Genomic DNA, 19,331 nt, shown 5'->3' with positions numbered 1-19,331 from the left:
CTCCGTATCCGGAACGCCGGAACTTTAATCTAATGACGGGAACTTCTCAGGGTTCGCGTGCGACTACTGCATCGAGACTGTCACGTAGCCCAGAAGGAGACCGCCTTGCACGCAGGCGTCCGCACCCCTGTCACTATCGGAACCGCACTGCTCGGGGCGGGCATCATCGCTGCCGTGCCGATGGCGGCGCAGCCGCCCACCAGCGTGCACGTGCCGTCCATCAAGCTGGTCGATTCCATCGATCCAAGCGGAGCCTGGCTCGACGCCTTCGACAGCGCGTCGACCAATGCCACCCAGGTGTTCGACTCCCTGTCCGATTCAACCAGCGCCCTCTACCAGAGCCTCGGCGCCACATTCGGCCAGCTCGGCGATATTTCCTCGATAGGTGCGAGCCTCGAAAACGCCTTCAACGCGGCCACATTCGCCGACGTAGATGTCGCGACCCCTGCCGGTAGCGACCTCGCCGCCCAAACGCTCGATTTCAACCACTTGTGGGCCCTGCAATACATCTCGGGTATGGACATGGGCGACTACATGGGCGCTCCGGTGCAGATTCCTGAAATTCAGCCGGCCGCCGACATCCTGACAATGTTGTCGTCGCCGATGAGCGGTGTGATGATCGGGATCATCGGACCGATCGTCAGCCCCGGAGTGGCGTTGCTCAACAGCCTCGAAGCCATTGGGACCGACCTGGGGACCAGCGACCTCACCGGCGCAACGCAGGGCATGTTGGATCTGCCTGCCAATGTGTTCGACGCCTTCTTCAACGGCGCAACCCTCAATCTCGACTCGCTTGCACCGGCGTTGACCGAACTCTTGCAGGTGCCGGCCGGCAACGAGGTCACCGGTATCGAGTTCGCCTTCGGCGGCTTGTTCACTCCCGGGGTCACCGAGGCCGGCAATGTCGGTGGCTCGCTGTTCAATTCGCTCGGTCTCGACCTCATCATGCAGGGAATGGGCATGCCGTACGACGCTCCGGGTGAAGCGATCGGCCCGATCGGTGCCCTGGCGGACCTCGCTCAGATGATCGCCGATGCGCTCGGAGCCTCGGGTGCGGCAGCAGGTTCTTCGTTGGCCGACGCGGCCTTGGCGGCTTTCTGAGCGTTGAGGTGTCGTCCAGCTTGTTGACAGTGACTGCCAACCGGTCATACCGTGCCAACGGTGACCAATCCGGCGAAGTTGCGTGTCATCCAGTGGGCCACCGGAGGCGTCGGTAAGGCCGCCGTCGAATGCGTGCTGAACCATCCGCAACTGGAGTTGGTGGGTTGCTGGGTGCACAGCGCGGACAAGAACGGCCGCGACGTCGGTGACATCCTGAGCATCGGATCCGTCGGCGTCACCGCGACGTCCAGCAAGGACGAAGCGTTGGCCGTCGATGCCGACTGCGTGATGTACAGCCCGCTGATTCCCAGCGACGACGAGGTGATCGCAATCCTGCGGTCCGGCAAGAACATCGTCACGCCGGTCGGGTGGGTGTATCCCGATCCGGCCAACAAGCGGCACCAGGCCGTCGCCGACGCCGCGGTCGAGGCCGGCGTCACGTTACACGGGTCCGGTATCCACCCCGGCGGCATCACCGAACGCTTCCCGCTGATGATCTCGTCGCTGTCCTCGGCCGTCACTCATGTTCGCGCCGAAGAGTTCTCGGACATCCGCACCTACAATGCACCCGACGTGGTGCGCCACATCATGGGCTTCGGTGGCACACCCGAAGAAGCGATGCAGGGGCCGATGGCCGGCCTGCTCGAGGCCGGTTTCAAGCAGTCGGTGCGAATGATCGCCGACCACATGGGTTTTCGCATCGATCCCAATATCCGCACCATCCAGGACGTCGCGGTCGCTACCGCCGAGATCGACTACGCGCCGTTCCCGATCACCAAGGGCAGCGTCGCCGCGCGCCGGTTCCGCTGGCTGGCGACGGTCGACGGCGAACCGGTGATCACCGCCGCGGTCAACTGGCTGATGGGTGAGGAAAACCTGGAGCCCGCCTGGGATTTCGGTGGCATCGGCGAGCGCTTCGAAGTGGAGGTCACCGGTGATCCGCCGGTGAAGCTCACCTTCAAGGGGCTCCAGCCGGAGACCATCGCCGAGGGACTGGTGAAGAATCCTGGTGTGGTGGTGACCGCCAACCACTGTGTCAACGCCATCCCCGACGTCTGCGCCGCGGGACCGGGCATCAAGACCTACCTGGACCTGCCGCTGTTCGCCGGACGACCGGCCTCGCACCTCGCCTCATGAGCTATACCCATCCGGACTCGATGCGCGGCCACGTCGCGATCGTCACGGGCGGAGCGCAAGGCGTCGGAAAGGGCATTGCGACAGCGCTTCTCCAGCGCGGCGCCTCGGTGATGATCGCCGACATCCAAGCCGACAAGCTGGCCGCCACTGCCGGGGAGCTGCGGGCCCTCGGGCGCGTCGAGCAGATCAACGTCGACCTGCGCGACACCGAAGCGGGACAACGCATTGCCGCTGCGGCCGTCGAGGTGTTCGGGACCGTGCACGGGCTGGTCAACAATGCCATCGCCACCAACGAGCCCAAAGCCTTCGTCGACATCACCCTCGAGGACTTCGCCCTCGGTCACGAGGTCGGACCACGGGCCAGCTTCCTGCTGATGCAGGCCGTGCACCCGGTGATGGTGGCGGCCGGCGGCGGCTCGATCGTCAACCTCGGCTCGGGTACCGGCACCGGCGGCGAACCGAAGTGGGGCGGTTACGCCACCGCCAAGGAAGGTATCCGTGGGCTGTCGAAAGTCGCTGCGCTGGAATGGGGCCGGGACAACATCCGGGTGAACGTGGTCTGCCCGTTCGTCGAATCCGACGGCATCAAGTTCTGGCGCGAGTTCGCGCCCGACGACTACGTCAAGGCCGTCAAACGCGTCCCGATGAAACGCATCGGCGACGTGAAAGACGACGCGGGTGCGTTGGTGTCGTTCCTACTCAGTAGCGACGCGGCATTCATCACCGGGCAAACCATTCACGTCGACGGCGGGATCGGCTCGTTCCGATGACGGAGTCCCTGCGCGACCGGCAGCGCGCGCAGATCCGCGCCGACATTCGCCGGGCCGCGTTCCGGCTTTTCGTCGAGCGCGGCTACGACGCCGTGACGACCGAGGAAATCGCCTCGGCCGCAGGGGTTTCGCCGCGCACCTTCTTCCGCTATGTGCCGACCAAAGAGGAACTGCTGCTGGCACCGGTCCGGCATGGCGGTACCGCGATCGTCGCCCTGCTCGAAGACCGGCCCGCCGCAGAATCGCCCGACGTCGCGCTGGTCAACGCGATCATCACCCGGACCCGGTCGTTCGGGGTGGCCGACACCGAGGAGTGGCGGGCCGCCCTGCTGGTCGCGCCGGACCTGCTCGACAAGCTGACCGTGCACCTGCCCGCCGATCGCGAACGGGTGGTCAAGCTGGTCGCCGCGCGGATGGGCGCCAGATCCGACACGGACATCCGGCCCGCGCTGCTTGTCCAACTAGCCTTCGCCGCAGCCGATTTCGCGTTTCAGCGCTGGGTGCGCCAGTCGGCGAGGAAGCCGCGCGCGCTCGACCACTACGTCACCGAGGCACTCGAGGCCGTCAAGAGCCCACACTGGGAGGGACACATTCGATGACTGGGATGAGAAGCAAGGCGCAGTCACTGGTACTGGTCACGCTGGCGTACGTCGTCGCGATCGCGGTCGGCGCGGCCTGGCTGGTGTGGGGCGCGCACACCGCGAATTTGTTGCTGGACACGCTGATCGCCGATCTGTTGGGGACGCTGGTGATCTTCGGATTCAGCCGGGCGTACGGTAACTCGAGCTTCTACGACGCCTATTGGAGCGTCATTCCGCCGGTGCTGCTGTTCTATTGGTGGAGCCAGTCCGGGATCCACCAACTGCGCTGCTGGCTCATCGCGGTCGTGATGATGCTCTGGGCGATCCGCCTGACCGCCAACTGGCTGTACTCCTTTCCCGGTCTGCACCATGAGGATTGGCGCTACCCGATGTTCCGGGAGAAGGCCGGCTCGTGGGAGTTCGTGGTCGACCTGGTCACGATCCACCTCATCCCGACGCTGCTGGTGTTCGCCGGCATGCTGCCGGTGTACGCGACGGTGACCTGGCCGCGCGGCGACATCGCGTGGCTCACCGACGTGGCGTTCGCGGTCGGCCTCGCCGCGGTGGCGCTCGAGCTGGCCGCCGACGTGCAGATGCACCGCTTCGTTCGCACCAAGGCCGAGGGGCAGGCGATGGACCAAGGATTGTGGGCATGGTCGCGACACCCGAACTACTTCGGGGAGTTCAGCTTCTGGGTCTCGCTGGCGCTGTTCGGGGTGGCCGTCTCACCGCACGATGCGTGGTGGCTGTGCCTCGGCGCGCTGGGAATGCTGGGCATGTTCCTCGGCGGCAGCATCCCGATGATGGAGACCCGCAGCCTCGAACGCCGGCCGGAATACCAGGACGTGATCGACCGGGTCTCGAAGTTCGTGCCGCGACCGCCGCGTCGCGCTTAACAGGCGGCGGGGTAGGCCTCGCAGTGCGGCGTGGTCCCCGGGAATTTGTAGCGGTGGTCGACCACCCACTGGTAGACGACATTCTCGAGGGAACGAATACCGGGAATTCGGTAAAATGCCAACGGAATTCGGGTGCCGAGCGCCGTCGACAATGCGGCGTTGACGGCCTCGGCGCCGGAATACACCGTGCCGGCGGAATCGATCCACCGGACCGCATCCAGCAGGTGTTCGGGCGCGACGCCGAGACGCTGCGCGACTCCGGCGCCCTGCAACGGCTCGGTCTGGATCTTGCCGGTGCGGTCGAATCGCATCAGGAAATCCTTGGAGCGCGTGCACATTCCGCATGCTCCGTCGAAAAACAGCGTGCCAGTTGGAGTGCTCATCGCGGCGCCTTCCGCTGCAGTGGTACTACCGAGGCTACGCCGGACGGGCGGCGTGCCCGTAGGCCCGCAACCGCGAACACCAGGCCGGTGCCGATCTCAGCGACCGCGCTGACCCAGGAGAACCAGGTCACGTTGATGCGCGGCCCGGACACGAAGCTGTCTTGGTAGGCCGGAAAATAGCTGGGTAGCAGGTGTGCGTAGGTAAACAGCAGCGCGCTGCCGAAGCCGACGCCCATCGCCCATTCCGGCGCCCGGTCGCGCGCGGTGAGGGCCAACCAGATCGCCACCACGACGAACACGCCCTGAATCATTCCGCCGACCATGATCGCGTGCGGCGACGCCGCCATGCCCCGGCGCAGATGGTCGACGACGTGGACCCCCCAACCGACGCCGAAAAGTATTGCCGCCCAACGAAGATTGCGTTCGGCAGCGGTGGCGGAGTGCGGTAGCTGAGTTGTCATCTCGGATCACCGTCCTGAAGTGCTTGCCCTCCGTTCTACTACTACGCATGGTAGTAATCAAGGGGTTCGGGCGAACCCAATCCGCCGGGCTAGAACACGTTCTAGTCTGGCCGTCATGGGATTCCTCAAACAGGACACTCCGCAGATCGATTTCGAGGAGTGGAGCAAGGGCACCCGGGCGGAGAAGATCATCCCGATGGCCCGGCACTGGGCCGAGGTAGGCTTCGGCACCCCGGCGCTGCTGCACCTCTTCTACGTAGTCAAAATCCTGCTCTACATTCTGGCGGCGTGGCTGTTGGCGCTGACCACGACCGGTATAGACGGCTTCACGAACGTCGCGCATTGGTACGCCGAACCGATCGTGTTCGAGAAGGCCGTGCTCTACACGATGCTCTTCGAAGTGGTCGGCCTCGGCTGCGGATTCGGGCCGCTGAACAACCGCTTCTTTCCCCCGATGGGATCGATCCTGTACTGGCTGCGACCCGGCACCATCAGGCTGCCACCGTGGCCGGGCCGGGTGCCTCTGACGAAGGGGGATAGTCGTACCCCGCTCGACGCGTTGCTCTACGGTGCGTTGCTGGTGCTGCTGACCATCGCGGTCTTCTCCGACGGCACCGGACCGGTGCCCGCCCTCGGGACGACGGTCGGGGTGCTGCCGGCCTGGCAGATCTGGGCCGTGTTGGGTGTGCTGGCCGTGCTCGGACTGCGCGACAAGGTGATCTTCCTGGCGGCCCGCGGCGAGGTGTACGCGTCGTTCACGGTCGCGTTCCTGTTCGCCGGGTACGGCGTCGACATGATCCTGGGCGCCAAGCTGGTGTGCCTGGTGATCTGGCTGGGCGCGGCGACGTCGAAACTGAACAAGCACTTCCCGTTTGTCATCTCGACGATGATGAGCAACAACCCCTTGTTCCGGACGAAGTTGCTCAAACGTCAGTTCTTCGAACACTTTCCGGATGACCTGCGACCAGGTTGGCGGTCACGCTGGCTCGCGCATTTCAGCACGGCAATCGAGGGATTAGTGCCGTTGGTGTTGTTCTTCAGCCACGGCGGCTGGGCAGGTGCGATCGCCGCCTTCGTGATGCTGTGCTTCCACTTCGGCATCCTGTCGTCGATTCCGATGGGCGTTCCGTTGGAGTGGAACGTCTTCATGATGTTCAGCGTGCTCGCGCTGTTCGTCGGCCATGCCTCGGTCGGACTGCAGGACCTGACCACGCCGCTGCCCCTGCTGTTGTTCGCCGCCGTGGCGGGCACGGTCGTGACCGGAAACCTGTTGCCGCGCAAGGTGTCCTTTCTGCCCGGCATGCGGTACTACGCCGGCAACTGGGACACCACGCTGTGGTGCATCAAGCCGTCGGCGGAGGCGAAGATCGCCGCGGGCGTCGTCGCGATCTCGAGCATGCCCGCCGCCCAGTTGGAGAAGTTCTACGGCAGCAAGGAAGCCGCGCAGATTCCGATGTACATGGGATATGCCTTCCGCGCGTTCAACACTCACGGCAGGGCACTCTTCACGTTGGCCCACCGGGTGATGGTGGGTCACAACGAAGACGACTACGTGCTGACCGACGGCGAACGCGTAACCAGCACCGCCATCGGCTGGAATTTCGGCGACGGTCACTTCAGCAACGAGCAGTTGGTTGCCGCGCTACAGCGGCGCTGTCACTTCGAACCGGGCGAGGTCCGGGTGGTGATGCTCGACGCCCAGCCGATCCATCGGCAGACCCAGCAATATCGTCTCGTCGACGCCGCGACCGGAGAGTTCGAGCGCGGTTACGTCCGGGTCGCGGACATGGTGACCCGCCAACCGTGGGCCGACGACGTGCCGGTGCACGTCCATGAAAGTTGACACTTACCGGCGATTGCTGCGTTCGTGGCGCGGCGGCGTTCCCGGCCGTGTGACGGCGGCCTGCGACGATCTCGCCGGCAATCGCGAAACCTGACCAACGTGCCTCTTCAGCGGCGCGTTCTCCCCGCGCCAGACTCATAGTCAGCTAATTAGGAATTCGATTGAAAACTGACAACACAGTGAGTCAACGACTGTTTGCTCAGCGCCTCGAACCTGGCTGACTCTCAGTTGAACCAGCGAACAAGCTGTTCAGACACTCAAATATTTATTGGATGTGTGTCTTGTTTCTTACCTTACTCAAAGGTAATGTTCCGCCACGCCATGTGGTCTACGCCACAGTCAATTGTTAGCAAAGGAGATGCCGTGCAGCTGGTACGTACTACCGGTAACCACGGGGGGAACATCGAATTGCGCTCATCGGGTGCAGCCACCCGGATGCGCGCGTGCCTGGCCGGTGCCGTCGCCGTCGTCGGAGCCGGACTCATCGCCACCAACCCGGCCGCGACGAACGTCGGGCCCGCGGTGGTACATCGCGACGTGCAACTGGTCAACGTCGACGCGATCGCCGACCTGGCGGCCGCGACCGACCCGCTGAGCGAATGGTCCAGCGTCTTCACCGAGGCAGCCGCGAACCTTCAGGCAATCGGCACCGAGATCCAAGCCGATCCGCTGCCGGTGCTGTCCGAAGTGATTGCCAACCAGCTGGCGTTCGGCCAGACGATCGGTTCGAACCTGTCGGATCTGGCCAGCGGCCTGAACACCTTGTTCACCGAGCAGTTGCCCGCGCAATTCCAAGATCTCATCACCGGCATCGGCGCCGGGGACATCAGCGTGTCGGTGAACAATTTCACCGAAGGCCTGCTGATCGACCTGCTTCCCGGTGCGTCGTCGCTGGTGAACATCTCCGAGATTCCCGGCGAGATCGCGCAGAACCTGGCCAACGTGTTGACCAACGATCTGTCCAACGTGGTGCTGACGGGATTGCTGTCTCCGACGGCGGCGCTGCTGGGTACGACGCAGGCTTTCGCCGACAGTGCGCAGTCGATCGTCGACGCATTCGACGCGGGGCAGACCGACGCGGCATTCACCGATCTGCTGAACATCCCGGCGGTTCTCACCGGCGCGTTCCTCAACGGCTACGACGCCACGGACACGCTGGGAATTTCCTACGCCGGGATCCTCTCGACGTTCGAAACCGGCATCAGCCCAGGGCTTCTCGACGAGTTGCTGGTTCAACTCCCGCAGGAGATCGCCCAGACGCTGGCCGGCGACGGGACGCCCGCCACGCTGGCCGCCGACTGGAGTGCGTTGCTGGCCGAGTTCGCACCCAACCTGGCCGCGGACGCGCTGTCGGGCTTCTGACGAAGAAGGCCGGGCGCCGAACGTGAAACTGCTGCGAGGATCGGGCGATTGCCTCGCAGCAGTTTCACTCTCGACGCTGATGTCAGGCGCTGGCGCGGACTTGCTTCGTCGCCTCGACCAGGTTGGCCAGCGACGCGTTCACCTCGTCGGGGTTGCGGGTCTTCAGGCCGCAGTCCGGATTGACCCACAGCCGTTCAGCCGGAACGGCTTTCAGGGCCTCCTGCAGCGACGTGGCGATCTCGTCGGTGCTCGGCACCCGCGGCGAGTGGATGTCGTAGACACCCGGCCCGACGCTGTTGGAGAAGCCGATCGAGTTCAGGTCGTCGAGCACCTCCATGTGCGAGCGGGCCGCCTCGATCGAGGTCACGTCGGCGTCCAGGTCGGCGATCGCCCCGATCACCTCGCCGAACTCCGAGTAGCACAGATGGGTGTGAATCTGCGTCGAGTCCGCCACGCCCGAGGTCGCCAGCCGGAACGCGCCGACGGCCCAGTCCAGGTAGGCCTGCTTGTCAGAGTCGCGCAGCGGCAACAACTCTCGTAGCGCCGGCTCGTCGACCTGGATCACCGCGATACCGGCTTCCTGCAGATCCACCGTCTCGTCGCGGATTGCCAGGGCCACCTGGTTGGCGGTGTCGGCCAGCGGCTGATCGTCGCGAACGAACGACCAGGCCAGGATCGTCACCGGTCCGGTGAGCATGCCCTTCACCGGCTTGTCGGTCAGCGACTGCGCGTACTTGGCCCACTCCACCGTCATCGGGTGCTGACGGGTCACGTCGCCGAAGAGCACCGGCGGACGCACGCAGCGGCTGCCGTAGGACTGCACCCAGCCGAGCTTGGTGGCGAAGAAGCCGTCCAGTTGCTCGGCGAAGTACTGCACCATGTCGTTGCGTTCGGGCTCGCCGTGCACCAGCACGTCCAGGCCGAGCGACTCCTGCAGCCGGATCACGTCGGCGATTTCGGACTTCATCCGCTCGGTGTATTCGGCATCATCGATCTCGCCCGCGACCAAAGCCGCACGCGCCTTACGAATCTCGACGGTCTGCGGGAACGACCCGATGGTCGTCGTCGGCAACGGGGGCAGGTGCAACCGCTCGACCTGTGCCTCCCGGCGCTCGTCCGCTGGACCCCGTTCGGTGCCACCGGATTTCGCGATCGAGTCGAGACGCTCACGCACTTTGCTGTTGTTCAGCCGCGGGTCCTTCTGCCGCGACGCGACCGCGGCGTTCGACTCGGCGATCTCGTCGGCCACCGCCTCGCGGCCGTCCCTGAGTGCCCTCGCCAACGTGGCGACCTCGTGCACCTTTTCGGCGCCGAACGCCAGCCAGCTGCGCAGTGCATCGTCGAGATCGGTCTCCGGCTCGAGCGAGTAAGGCACGTGCAGCGTCGAGCACGACGTAGAAACAGCAACCGCCCCAACCGATCCCAGCAGGCTGGCCAGCTTGCTCAGCGCGGCTTCCAGGTCGGTGCGCCAGATGTTGCGACCGTCGACGATGCCGGCCACCAGCGTCTTGTCGCGCAGCCCCAGAGCCGACGCGATCGGAGCATCGGCGCCGTAGACCAGGTCGACGCCGATCGCTTCGACGGGCGTGCGGGCCAGCGCTGCGAGGGTGTCCCCGGGGTTGCCGAAGTAGGTCGCGACGTGGATCGCCGGCCGCCGGTCCAGCGCGCCCAGGGTGCCGTAGGCCCGCTCGGCGAACGCCGCGGTGTCGGCGGAGATGTCGGTGACCAGGGCCGGTTCGTCGAACTGCACCCAGTCCACGCCCTTGTCGGCGAGCTGACCAAGCAGGTCGCCGTACAGCGGCACCAGCTCGTCAAGCCGGTCGATCGGGGTGCCCGCGCCGTCGACCGCCTTGCTCAACAACAGAAAGGTGATCGGGCCGATGACGACCGGACGGGCCGGAATGCCTTGATCCTGAGCCTCTTTGAGCTCGGCCAGCACCTTCTCGGGGTGCAGCGAGAACTCGGTGTTGGGCCCGATCTCCGGGACGATGTAGTGGTAGTTGGTGTCGAACCACTTGGTCATCTCCAGCGGTGCGATCTCCGCCGTGCCACGGGCCGCAGCGAAGTAGCGGTCCAGATCGTCAGCCACGTCCTCGACGCGAGATGGCAACGCGCCCACCAACACTGCGGTGTCCAGCATCTGGTCGTAATACGAGAAGGTGTTCACCGGCACCGAGTCGAGTCCGGCGGCGGTCAGCTGGGACCAGGTGTCACGTCGCAGCGTGGCGGCGACCTTCTCCAGGTCGGCGCGGCTGGTTTTGCCCTTCCAGTAACTCTCGGTGGCGCGTTTGAGTTCGCGCTTCGGGCCGATGCGCGGCGAGCCGGTCACGGTGGCGGTGAAAGGTGTTGCGGTCACGGGTTTCGTCCTTCAATCGACGGGGTGGTCACCGCCAACGGACGCAAACCGATCCGGCGCAGCGCACACAGCTACTGCAACCGGTACGGCCAGTCGCCCATTCCACGAGGCGGTGAGCCGCCAGGCGCGGCGCGCCCGGCACAATCGGCAGGTCTTCGGACTCACAGGCATGCACCGGGTGGTGCTCCTACTGGCCGTCGCTTCCCGGTCAGGTGACCAGTGCTATTGACGACGTTCGTTCCTGCATACCGCTGCGGGACAGTCCCGGACTCACACCGGGTTCCCTCTATGAAGCACATCTAACATGCTTCATTCGATGCCGGCTCCGTCGCGAACGATGGAACCGGCAGACCGACTGCGAGGTGGATATTACCTGCTCGCGAGTGCTTCGAGTATCGGCACGTCGCCGTTGTTGAAGTCGATGGTCTGCCGGACCGTCGACGGGTCGTGCAGCACGGCGGCCGCCACCAGCGCGACGTCTTCGCGCGAGACCTCACCCTTGCCTTCGCCGATCTCAATCCGGCCGGTCGACGGCTCCAGCGTCAGCCGGCCGGGGCCGAGCACCGTCCAGTCCAGATCGGTGGCCCGCAGATGGGCGTCGGCTGCCGCCTTGGCCTCGGCGTAGGGGAAGAACGAATTATCCTCGGCCACACCGTGATCGGGCCCGGCGCCGAAGTACGAGACCATCACGAACCGCTTGACACCGGCCTGCCCGGCCGCGTCGATCACCCGGATCGCGGCGTCGCGGTCGACGGCGTAGGTGCGGGCCGGGTCGCCGCCACCGGCACCGGCGGAGAACACCACGGCGTCGTAGCCCTTGACGACGTCGGCAAGCGCGGCGGTGTCCAGGTGCTCGACATCCGCGACGACGGGGTGCGCGCCGGTGGCGGTGATGTCGTCGCCGTGATCGGGATTGCGGATGATCGACGCCACCTCATCTCCGCGGTCGGCGAGCATGCGGGCCAGATGCAGGGCGACCTTTCCGTGGCCGCCGACGATGACTATGCGCAACATCCCTCCGACGTTACCCACTGGTAGGGCACCCCGGCCGTGACCCAACTAAGCGGTTGGTCAACAATCGACGGAAGACCTCATGTCAAAGGAGATAGAGCCATGGCTGAAGCCGTCATCGTCGAGGCAGTTCGTTCACCGGTCGGGAAGCGCAACGGGGGCCTGTCCGGTGTCCATGCCGCCGATCTATCCGCGCAGGTTCTCAACGGCCTGGTTCAGAAGGCCGGCGTCGACCCGGCGCTCGTCGACGACGTGATTTGGGGCTGCGTCATGCAGGCCGGCGAGCAGTCGATGGACATCGGTCGCACCGCGTTGCTCGCGGCCGGTTGGCCTGAGACCGTGCCGGGCGTGACCGTCGACCGTCAGTGTGGTTCCAGCCAGCAGTCGATCCACTTCGCCGCCGCCGGTGTGGTCGCCGGGCACTACGACGTCGTCGTCGCCGGCGGTGTCGAGTCGATGTCGCGCACCCCGATGGGCGCCTCGTTGGCCAACGGTGGCAACCCGTTCTCGCCGGGCTTCAAGGCCCGCTACGACCGGACGCCAAACCAGGGCATCGGCGCCGAGATGATCGCCGAGCAGTGGGGCTTCGACCGCACCACGGTCGACCAGTTCTCCCTCGGCTCGCATGACAAGGCCGCTGCCGCACAGGATTCCGGTGCGTTTGACGACCAGATCGTCGGCATCAAGGATCAGGACAACAACGTCGTGCTCAAGGACGAGGGCATCCGCCGCGGCACGCCGATCGAGAAGATGGCTCAGCTGAAGCCCGCCTTCAAGGAAGACGGCGTGATCCACGCCGGTAACTCCAGCCAGATCTCGGACGGCTCGGCGGCACTGCTGATCATGACCGCGGAGAAGGCAAGGGAGTTGGGGCTCAACCCGATTGCCAAGGTGCACACCGCCGTGCTGGCCGGTGCCGACCCGGTGATCATGCTGACCGCACCGATCCCCGCCACCCAGAAGGCGCTGAAGAAGTCCGGTCTGTCGCTGGACGACATCGGCGTGTTCGAGGTCAACGAGGCCTTCGCGCCGGTGCCGCTGGCCTGGCTGAAGGACATCGGCGCCGACGAGAAGAAGCTGAACCCCAACGGCGGTGCGATCGCGCTCGGCCACCCGCTCGGTGGATCCGGCGCCCGGATCATGACCACGATGCTGTACCACATGCGGGACAAGGGAATTCGTTACGGCCTGCAGACCATGTGTGAAGGCGGTGGCCAGGCCAACGCCACCATCGTGGAACTGTTGTGACCGACGCTCCCGCGGTTCTCACCGAGCGCCGCGACGACGTCCTCGTCATCACCATCAACCGGCCGGAGGCGCGGAACTGCGTCAACGGCGCGGTCAGCATCGGTGTGGGTGACGCGCTCGAGCAGGCACAGCAGGACCCCGACATCCGCGCGGTGGTGATCACCGGTGCCGGTGACAAATCCTTCTGTGCCGGAGCCGATCTCAAGGCCGTCGCGCGCCGGGAGAACCTGTATCACCCGGACCACGGCGAGTGGGGTTTCGCGGGCTACGTCCACCACTTCATCGACAAGCCGACGATCGCCGCGGTCAACGGCACCGCGTTGGGTGGTGGCACGGAACTGGCGTTGGCCAGCGATCTGGTGGTGGCCGAGGAGCGGGCACAGTTCGGTCTGCCCGAGGTCAAGGTCGGCCTGATCGCCGGAGCCGGTGGGGTGTTCCGCATCGCGGAGCAGTTGCCGCGCAAGGTGGGCATGCAGATGCTGCTGACCGGTGAGCCGATCAGCGCCGCGGAGGCCGCCGATTGGGGACTGATCAACCAGGTCGTCCCCGACGGCACCGTGCTGGAAGCGGCTCTGGCACTTGCCAAGCGGATCACGGTCAACGCGCCGTTGTCGGTGCAGGCCAGTAAGCGGCTCGCGTGCGGCGCCGAGGACGGTGTGATTCCCCACGAGGAGCCGAGCTGGGCGCGCACGGTCGTCGAGTTCGGTGCTCTGCTGCGCAGCGAGGACGCCAAGGAAGGGCCGACGGCGTTCGCCGAGAAGCGCCCACCGGTCTGGAAGGCACGCTGAGGGCCACGGCGGGTCGCCGTCAGAGGCGACGGCCTACCAGCCGAGCAGTACAAGTTCCGAGCAGAATGCCGGCCCCATCGCGATCATCAGGCCGAACGATCCCGGTCCGGGTGGATCGGCGAGGTTCCTGCTGAGCACGTCCAGCACCGACACCGATGACAGGTTGGCGTTCTCGCGCAACGAGTTTCGGGTGTGGTCCATCGCGTTCGGCGGCAGGTCGAGCGTGTTCTCGATGGCCTCGATGACCTTTGGTCCACCGGGATGGCACACCCAGGTCGCGATGTCGTCGGGCGTCAGTCCGTGCTCTGCGAGGAAGTTGCGCACGTCGTCACCGACGTACTTCTCGGCGACGGTCGCCACCTCGGTGGAAAGTTTGATCTTGAAGCCATTACTGCCGATGTCCCAGCCCATCACGTCTTCGGTGTCGGGGTAGAGCCGGCTGCGGGTGGCCAGCACCCGGGGCCCGGCCGCTGCCCGGGCCGAGCCCATACCGACGACGGCGGCGGCGCCGTCGCCGAACAGGCTGGCGGCCACCAGGTTTGCCACCGAGAGGTCGTCCCGCTGCAGCGTCAAAGAGCACAGTTCGACGGCCAGCAGCACCGCGACCTGGTCCGGGAATGCCAGCAGATAGTCGTGCATGCGGGCGACGCCCGCCGCGCCGGCCACACAGCCGAGGCCGAAGAGCGGCACCCGCTTGACGTCGGGACGCAGGCCGAGGCGCGTCGCCAACCGGGCCTCCAGGGTGGGCACCGCGAGCCCGGTCACCGTCGTCGAGAACACCACGTCGACGTCCTCAGGCCGCACGCCGGCGGCGTCCAGAGCGGCCCGGATCGCCCGCTCGCCGAGGGTCAACGCGACCTCGATGAAAACGTTGTTGGCCTCGGTGAAACTGCCTAGCGTGGCGTAGTCGGCCAACGGCATGGCAATTCGGCGCTTCTCCACGCCCGCGCTCGCGCCGAAGCGCTGGAATTCAGCGCCGCCGAAGCCGGCCAACCCGGACAGCGCCTCGGCCTGATCGACCTGATACGGCGGGAACTCCACCGCGACAGCGGCGACGGACGGAGCCGGTGACATGTTCGCTCTCACCCCTGGCAATTCGGTCACCCCTTGCGATTCGGCGAATACGAGGCATCGTTGCTCCATCGTGGTCACGATCTGACGCCTGCGTTAGTTCAATCCGGATAGTTGGACCCTAACCACAATCACCTGGAATCGCAGCATGTGACGAACCCGCCGGTTTGCCGGAGAGGGGACTCGGCAACAACTGAACTCAACTCCCTCGTCCATCACGATCGATAGGTTGAAAACTGTGCGAATTCTGGTGACCGGCGCGACCGGATATGTGGGATCGCGTTTGGTCACGGCTCTGCTCGAGGCGGGTCACGAGGTCGTGGCCGCCACCAGGGACCCGGCCCGTCTGGTCGACTTCGGCTGGGTCGACGACGTGACGGTGGCGCAGCTGGACGCCTCGGACGCCGATTCGGCGGACGCGGCGCTGGCTGCCGCCGGCCCCATCGATGTCATCTACTACCTCGTGCACGCGATCGGCCAACCCGGCTTTCGTGAGGCCGACCGCGCCGCGGCCCACAACGTGGCGGTCGCCGCGAGGAGTGCCGGCGTGCGTCGCATCGTCTACCTCGGCGGTTTCGTCCCGTCGGACGAAGGGTTGTCGGAGCACTTGACCAGCCGCGCCGAGGTGGCCGAGGCGCTGACCGTCGACGGCGGCGCCGAAGTGGTGTGGCTGGGCGCCGCGGTGATCTTCGGTGCGGGTTCGACGTCGTTCGAGATGCTCCGCTACGTCGCCGACCGGTTCCCGGTGATCCCGATCCCGTCGTGGATGGACAACCCGATCGACCCGATCTCGATCCGCGACGTGCTGCACTATCTCGTCGCGGCCGCGGACCCCGAGCAGGTGCCGGCGGGTTCGTACGACATCGCCGGGCCGGACACCACGTCCTACCGGGAGTTGCTGAAGACCTACGCGCGCATCGCCGGGACGTGGCACACCGGCCTGCCGGTGTGGGGGATCGACACCACGCTGGCGTCGTGGGTGACCGCGCTGGCGCTGCCGGTGCCCGACGGTTTGGCGGCCGACTTGGTCGAGTCGCTGGACTATCCGATGCGGGCCAGCGGTACCGGCCTACGGGATCTGGTCGCCGAACCGCAGGGCGGGCTGCTCTCGATCGAGGATGCGATCGGCCGCTCGCTGTCGCATCACCGGCCGCGCCCGGTGAACGCGCTGGCCGACCCGCACCACCTCGCGGATAGCGATCCGGCCTGGGCCGGTGGCGATGCGCTGCGGTTGCGGCGGCTGGCGTGCATAGTGACTCCAGCGATCGCGCGACCCGGTCTGGGGTTGGTCAACGTCGTGCCCGGTCCGATCGCCGGGGCACTGCGGACCGGGCTCGACATCTTGATCACGCTCACGCCGAAAGTGAGATTGAATGAGTCCCGCTAGCGACGGTGCAGAGCGCTTTGATGAGGAGGAGCAGCGGAGTGAGTGACGTGAGTTCTCAGCCCAGCGCGCTGGAAGAAATCCGTCGCGGCATCGTCAATGTCGCTGTGCCGCACAACGAACCGCCGTCGACCGTGCGCCGCAGGCGGGTGGTGGTGGCGGTGGTGCTGGTGCTCGGCGTCGCATCGCTGGCGTTCGCACTGCGCGAGCGTCCCGGCCAACCCGCGTTCTACTGGTGGTCGCTGGCGCTGTCGGGGGTGTGGGCGCTGGGCGCTTTCGCGTCCGGTCCGCTGCACCTGGGTGGCGCCCGCTGGCGCGGCCGCAATCAGCGCCCGGTGGTCAGCGGCACCACCATCGGGCTGATCGTCGGCGGCGTCTTCATCGTCGGCGGGTTGATCGTCCGGGAGGTCCCCGCGATCGCCGAATACGTCACGAAACTGCTGCACTACACCGATCAGGGATCGTGGCGGCTGACAATGGCTATCGCGCTGTTGGCGGCGATCGCGGAGGAGTTGTTCTACCGCGGCGCGCTCTATACCGCGCTCGGCAACCATCACCCGCTCTTGATCTCGACCGTCATCTACGTGATAGCCACGCTGGCCAGCAGTCAGAACCCGATGCTGGCCTTCGCGGCGATCATCCTCGGCACGGTCTGCGCGCTCGAGCGCCGGGCCACCGGCGGAGTGCTCGCGCCGATCCTGACCCACTTCGTCTGGACCTTGGTCGTACTGCTCGGACTGCCGCCGCTGTTCGGCCTGTAAACCTCAGCTGTCCGTGAACTCCGGATTGCGGCGCTGCTGGAAAGCCCGTGCGCCCTCGCGGAAGTCGTGCGAGTTCAACAGGATTGACTGACCCTCGAGTTCGCGCTGCAGGGTCGGCTCCAGCTCGGTGAGCGTGGCCGCGTTGATCGCCTGCTTGGTCTTGGCGAAGGCCACCGCCGGCCCGGTCAGGAGTTTGGCCACCACCGTGTCCACCTCGGAGCCGAAGTCGTCGGCCGGGTAGACCGCGCTGACCAGTCCGGCGGCCAAGGCGTCCGCCGCGGAGAGTCGCTCGGCGAGCAGGGCCATCCGCATCGCTCCGATCCGGCCGATCGCGGCGGCGATCAGCGCCGAGGCGCCACCGTCCGGCATCAGGCCGATCTTGGTGAACGCGAGCATGAAAAACGCTGTGTCCGAAGCCAATACGAGGTCGCACGCCAATGCGATCGACACCCCGACACCGGCGGCGGCACCGTGCACCACCGCAACGACCGGACGCGGCAGCGCGGTGATCGCGCGGACCACCCGATTGGCCGCCAGGATCAGCTCGTCGCCGGGACCGGCGCCCGCCACGTCGTCGGCGCTCATGCCGGCGCCGGAGCAGAAGCCCCGGCCCGCGCCGCCGAGCCGCACCACCTTCACCCGCGGGTCGTGGGCCGCGTGTTCCATCACGTCGGCGAGCCCCTCGAATACCGGCAGCGTCAACGAGTTCAGGCTGTCCGGGCGGTCGATCGTCACCGACAGCACGCCGTCGGCGAGGCTGACGGCGAGCCCGTCGACGGGTGCGAGGGCGTCGATTCCGGAATCGATAGCGGTCATGGGATCGACTGTAGTTCGGTGGCGACGCGCTGCGCGTGGCTGCGCCGCGCTTGCGATCGCCACCGACCGTAGTTGGGTGGCGACCCGCTGCGCGTGGCTGCGCCGCGCTTGCGATCGCCACGTAAGCCACCGGGGTGCGGGCACGACGAGGCCGACTGTCAAGATGCATTGACAGGTGTCGACCCGCTGCGCCCGGCTTCGCCGCGCTTGCGATCGCCACGAACTGGTATCGACAGAGAGGTCGTGTGCAATGGCGGGTCCGCTGACAGGTTTGCGAGTGATCGAGCTCGCCGGAATCGGGCCGGGCCCGCACGCTGCGATGATCCTCGGTGACTTGGGCGCCGACGTGGTGCGCATCGACCGGCCGGGTGCCAGCGGCAGCGACCCGATGCTGCGCAACCGGCGCTTCGTCATCGCCGACCTCAAATCCGACGAGGGCCGCGAACTGGTGCTCAAACTCGTCGCCAAGGCCGACGTGCTGATCGAGGGCTACCGGCCGGGTGTCACCGAGCGGATGGGCCTGGGCCCGGAGGACTGCGCCAAGGTCAACGAGAAGCTGGTCTACGGCCGGATGACCGGCTGGGGGCAGACCGGCCCGCGCAGCAGACAGGCCGGCCACGACATCAACTACATCTCGCTGAACGGCGTGCTGCACGCCATCGGCCGGGCGGGCGAGAAGCCGGTGCCGCCGCTCAACCTGGTCGGCGACTTCGGCGGCGGGTCGATGTTCCTGTTGCTCGGCATCCTGTCGGCGCTGTTCGAGCGGCAGACCTCCGGCAAGGGCCAGGTCGTCGACGCCGCAATGGTCGACGGTTCCTCGGTGCTGGTGCAGATGATGTGGGGCATGCGGGCGCTGGGCCTGTGGACCGACGAGCGCGGCACCAACATGCTCGACACCGGTGCGCCCTACTACGACACCTACGAATGCGCCGACGGCCGCTACGTCTCGGTGGGCGCCATCGAGCCGCAGTTCTACGCGGCGATGCTGGACGGGATGGGCCTCGACCCCAAGGACTTGCCTGGGCAGAACGACCGCAGCCGCTGGCCCGAGCTGCGCGACACGTTCACCAAGACCTTCGCCGCCAAGGACCGCGACCACTGGGCCAAGGTGTTCGCCGACTCCGATGCGTGCGTGACCCCGGTGCTGGCCTTCGGTGAAGTCGAGACCGAGCCGCACATCACCGAGCGGAACACCTTCTACGAAGCGGGCAAGGGGTTGCAGCCACTGCCCGCGCCGCGGTTCTCCCGGTCGCAGCCGAACCAGCCGACCCCGCCCGGCCAGCCCGGAGCCGACACCGAGGCCGTCCTCGCCGACTGGGTATAGTCCCGGCCAACCAGTAGGTCGGCTCGCCTGGCCGCTTC

At 66.4% G+C, this 19,331-nt stretch carries 18 protein-coding genes and 1 riboswitch; of the genes, 12 read left to right on the top strand and 6 right to left on the bottom strand.

Annotated features, from left to right (window positions below):
• The first annotated feature begins 105 nt into the window (after positions 1-105).
• Genes gjpA through PT015_RS11465 form a run of 5 tightly spaced genes read left to right on the top strand, consistent with a single transcriptional unit; the run spans position 106 to position 4,485 of the window.
• A complete protein-coding gene (gene gjpA, locus PT015_RS11485; RefSeq protein WP_285190737.1) occupies positions 106-1,101 on the top strand; it encodes an outer membrane porin GjpA in 996 nt (331 codons plus the stop codon).
• A 60-nt stretch (positions 1,102-1,161) separates the two neighbouring features.
• Positions 1,162-2,238: an NAD(P)H-dependent amine dehydrogenase family protein gene (locus tag PT015_RS11480; RefSeq protein ID WP_285190736.1), complete on the top strand. Its 1,077-nt coding sequence runs from the start codon at positions 1,162-1,164 to the stop codon at positions 2,236-2,238.
• Positions 2,235-3,008, top strand: coding sequence for an SDR family NAD(P)-dependent oxidoreductase (locus PT015_RS11475; protein ID WP_285190735.1), 774 nt, complete (start codon positions 2,235-2,237; stop codon positions 3,006-3,008). The genes PT015_RS11480 and PT015_RS11475 overlap by 4 nt, the downstream gene beginning before the upstream one ends.
• Positions 3,005-3,607 carry a TetR family transcriptional regulator gene (locus tag PT015_RS11470; protein ID WP_285190734.1) on the top strand — a complete coding sequence of 201 codons (603 nt, stop codon included), beginning with the start codon at positions 3,005-3,007 and terminating at the stop codon, positions 3,605-3,607. The genes PT015_RS11475 and PT015_RS11470 overlap by 4 nt, the downstream gene beginning before the upstream one ends.
• Positions 3,608-3,612: 5 nt before the next feature.
• On the top strand, positions 3,613-4,485 hold the full coding sequence (locus PT015_RS11465; protein WP_390887971.1) for a DUF1295 domain-containing protein: 873 nt from the start codon (positions 3,613-3,615) through the stop codon (positions 4,483-4,485).
• Here PT015_RS11465 and PT015_RS11460 read toward each other — a convergent pair.
• Complete coding sequence (locus PT015_RS11460; protein WP_285190732.1) at positions 4,482-4,868, bottom strand: thiol-disulfide oxidoreductase DCC family protein; 387 nt, start codon at positions 4,866-4,868, stop codon at positions 4,482-4,484. The genes PT015_RS11465 and PT015_RS11460 overlap by 4 nt on opposite strands.
• On the bottom strand, positions 4,865-5,329 hold the full coding sequence (locus PT015_RS11455) for a hypothetical protein (protein ID WP_285190731.1): 465 nt from the start codon (positions 5,327-5,329) through the stop codon (positions 4,865-4,867). Before PT015_RS11455 ends, PT015_RS11460 begins: the two co-directional genes overlap by 4 nt.
• Before the next feature lie 115 nt (positions 5,330-5,444).
• Between PT015_RS11455 and PT015_RS11450 the strand changes: the two genes are divergently transcribed.
• Positions 5,445-7,172, top strand: coding sequence for a DUF3556 domain-containing protein (locus tag PT015_RS11450; protein ID WP_285190730.1), 1,728 nt, complete (start codon positions 5,445-5,447; stop codon positions 7,170-7,172).
• Between the two features lie 363 nt (positions 7,173-7,535).
• Entirely contained in the window at positions 7,536-8,534 is a 999-nt protein-coding gene (locus PT015_RS11445; RefSeq protein WP_285190729.1) for a hypothetical protein, read from the top strand.
• Between the two features lie 82 nt (positions 8,535-8,616).
• On the opposite strand, the gene metE is transcribed toward PT015_RS11445, so the two are convergent.
• Positions 8,617-10,890, bottom strand: a complete 2,274-nt coding sequence (metE, locus tag PT015_RS11440) for a 5-methyltetrahydropteroyltriglutamate--homocysteine S-methyltransferase (RefSeq protein WP_285190728.1) — start codon at positions 10,888-10,890, stop codon at positions 8,617-8,619.
• Positions 10,891-11,019: 129 nt separating this feature from the next.
• A riboswitch (cobalamin riboswitch) is annotated at positions 11,020-11,229 on the bottom strand.
• Between the two features lie 30 nt (positions 11,230-11,259).
• On the bottom strand, positions 11,260-11,904 hold the full coding sequence (locus tag PT015_RS11435; protein WP_285190727.1) for an SDR family oxidoreductase: 645 nt from the start codon (positions 11,902-11,904) through the stop codon (positions 11,260-11,262).
• Positions 11,905-12,003: 99 nt separating this feature from the next.
• Here PT015_RS11435 and PT015_RS11430 point away from each other — a divergent pair, with 99 nt between their 5' ends.
• Both PT015_RS11430 and PT015_RS11425 read left to right on the top strand, forming a co-directional pair.
• The gene (locus tag PT015_RS11430; RefSeq protein WP_285190726.1) at positions 12,004-13,149 is read left to right on the top strand and encodes a thiolase family protein; all 1,146 of its coding nucleotides are present in this window, start codon (positions 12,004-12,006) and stop codon (positions 13,147-13,149) included.
• Positions 13,146-13,937: a crotonase/enoyl-CoA hydratase family protein gene (locus PT015_RS11425; protein WP_285190725.1), complete on the top strand. Its 792-nt coding sequence runs from the start codon at positions 13,146-13,148 to the stop codon at positions 13,935-13,937. The genes PT015_RS11430 and PT015_RS11425 overlap by 4 nt, the downstream gene beginning before the upstream one ends.
• A gap of 33 nt (positions 13,938-13,970) precedes the next feature.
• On the opposite strand, the gene PT015_RS11420 is transcribed toward PT015_RS11425, so the two are convergent.
• Complete coding sequence (locus PT015_RS11420) at positions 13,971-15,011, bottom strand: type III polyketide synthase (RefSeq protein WP_285190724.1); 1,041 nt, start codon at positions 15,009-15,011, stop codon at positions 13,971-13,973.
• A 235-nt stretch (positions 15,012-15,246) separates the two neighbouring features.
• Here PT015_RS11420 and PT015_RS11415 point away from each other — a divergent pair, with 235 nt between their 5' ends.
• The gene (locus tag PT015_RS11415) at positions 15,247-16,395 is read left to right on the top strand and encodes an NAD(P)H-binding protein (RefSeq protein ID WP_285190723.1); all 1,149 of its coding nucleotides are present in this window, start codon (positions 15,247-15,249) and stop codon (positions 16,393-16,395) included.
• Between the two features lie 20 nt (positions 16,396-16,415).
• On the top strand, positions 16,416-17,153 hold the full coding sequence (locus PT015_RS11410) for a CPBP family intramembrane glutamic endopeptidase (RefSeq protein WP_285190722.1): 738 nt from the start codon (positions 16,416-16,418) through the stop codon (positions 17,151-17,153).
• A 3-nt stretch (positions 17,154-17,156) separates the two neighbouring features.
• Here the strand turns inward: PT015_RS11410 and PT015_RS11405 are convergent, their stop codons facing one another.
• Positions 17,157-17,969, bottom strand: coding sequence for an enoyl-CoA hydratase (locus PT015_RS11405; protein ID WP_285190721.1), 813 nt, complete (start codon positions 17,967-17,969; stop codon positions 17,157-17,159).
• A gap of 250 nt (positions 17,970-18,219) precedes the next feature.
• Here PT015_RS11405 and PT015_RS11400 point away from each other — a divergent pair, with 250 nt between their 5' ends.
• Entirely contained in the window at positions 18,220-19,293 is a 1,074-nt protein-coding gene (locus PT015_RS11400; protein WP_285190720.1) for a CaiB/BaiF CoA transferase family protein, read from the top strand.
• Positions 19,294-19,331 lie beyond the last annotated feature (38 nt).

This window comes from Candidatus Mycobacterium wuenschmannii (genome assembly GCF_030252325.1).
Taxonomy (GTDB): domain Bacteria; phylum Actinomycetota; class Actinomycetes; order Mycobacteriales; family Mycobacteriaceae; genus Mycobacterium; species Mycobacterium wuenschmannii.
Note: the sequence above shows the minus strand (reverse complement) of the source record. Positions and strands in the feature narration are given on the sequence as shown.

Bases quoted from the DNA above. Each gene is read 5' to 3' on its own strand.
- PT015_RS11475 (WP_285190735.1), top strand. From the start codon at position 2,235: ATGAGCTATACCCATCCGGACTCGATGCGCGGCCACGTCGCGATCGTC.
- PT015_RS11470 (WP_285190734.1), top strand. From the start codon at position 3,005: ATGACGGAGTCCCTGCGCGACCGGCAGCGCGCGCAGATCCGCGCCGAC.
- PT015_RS11465 (WP_390887971.1), top strand. From the start codon at position 3,613: ATGAGAAGCAAGGCGCAGTCACTGGTACTGGTCACGCTGGCGTACGTC.
- PT015_RS11460 (WP_285190732.1), bottom strand. From the start codon at position 4,868: ATGAGCACTCCAACTGGCACGCTGTTTTTCGACGGAGCATGCGGAATG.
- PT015_RS11455 (WP_285190731.1), bottom strand. From the start codon at position 5,329: ATGACAACTCAGCTACCGCACTCCGCCACCGCTGCCGAACGCAATCTT.
- PT015_RS11450 (WP_285190730.1), top strand. From the start codon at position 5,445: ATGGGATTCCTCAAACAGGACACTCCGCAGATCGATTTCGAGGAGTGG.
- PT015_RS11435 (WP_285190727.1), bottom strand. From the start codon at position 11,904: ATGTTGCGCATAGTCATCGTCGGCGGCCACGGAAAGGTCGCCCTGCAT.
- PT015_RS11430 (WP_285190726.1), top strand. From the start codon at position 12,004: ATGGCTGAAGCCGTCATCGTCGAGGCAGTTCGTTCACCGGTCGGGAAG.
- PT015_RS11420 (WP_285190724.1), bottom strand. From the start codon at position 15,011: ATGTCACCGGCTCCGTCCGTCGCCGCTGTCGCGGTGGAGTTCCCGCCG.
- PT015_RS11410 (WP_285190722.1), top strand. From the start codon at position 16,416: ATGAGGAGGAGCAGCGGAGTGAGTGACGTGAGTTCTCAGCCCAGCGCG.
- PT015_RS11405 (WP_285190721.1), bottom strand. From the start codon at position 17,969: ATGACCGCTATCGATTCCGGAATCGACGCCCTCGCACCCGTCGACGGG.
- PT015_RS11400 (WP_285190720.1), top strand. From the start codon at position 18,220: ATGGCGGGTCCGCTGACAGGTTTGCGAGTGATCGAGCTCGCCGGAATC.